Here is a 591-nt window from a genome sequence, read left to right as displayed (position 1 = left end):
AGCTTTGTTTCTTTACTGCCCAAAAATGTCATTTTTGGCAGTCGTGATATGCAGAGCATCGAGAACTCCTTGCAAGGCAGCTACAACTTCAATACCCGCGAAGCCATTAGCCTTAGCTTCCGGAACTTCTGGTCTTCGGCTGCATTTGCTGAAGACAGCTTTACCAGATTGCTCAATGACGGCAGTCTTGTTCCCGTAGATTATGTGGTGACAGAAAGTAATGATCCCGATGCGAATTTCAATATCTGGAACCTTGACCTAAGTTACCAGTGGAGATTTGCCCCGGGAAGTGAGTTGATCTTCCTTTACCGGAATTCCATTTTTAAGCAGGATAATCTTAGTGATCTGGTTTATACGGAAAGTCTTAAAAATCTTTTCAACCAGCCGGCAAGGCATAACCTTTCCCTGCGTATCGTCTATTATTTGGACTACAATACTATAAAAAATACATTTAAAGGTTAAGTTTGCAACTGAGACTAATACTATGATAGAAGCCCAAAACATCCATAAAAGTTATAATGATTTACATGTGCTCAAAGGCGTGGACCTGCACATCCTTAAAAGTGAGATCGTTTCTATTGTGGGAGCTTC

General features: G+C 41.1%; 1 protein-coding gene and 1 pseudogene. Both read left to right on the top strand.

Features of this window, described 5'->3' with window-relative positions:
- Positions 1–462, top strand: a 462-nt coding sequence (locus HC175_RS16545; RefSeq protein WP_235942654.1) for a DUF5916 domain-containing protein, incomplete at its 5' end; no start/stop codon positions are given.
- A gap of 22 nt (positions 463–484) precedes the next feature.
- Positions 485–591: pseudogene (locus HC175_RS24315) on the top strand (lipoprotein-releasing system ATP-binding protein LolD); the annotation flags it as partial.

It is taken from the genome of Salinimicrobium oceani (genome assembly GCF_012037645.1).
This window is presented reverse-complemented; position numbering and strand designations above follow the sequence as displayed.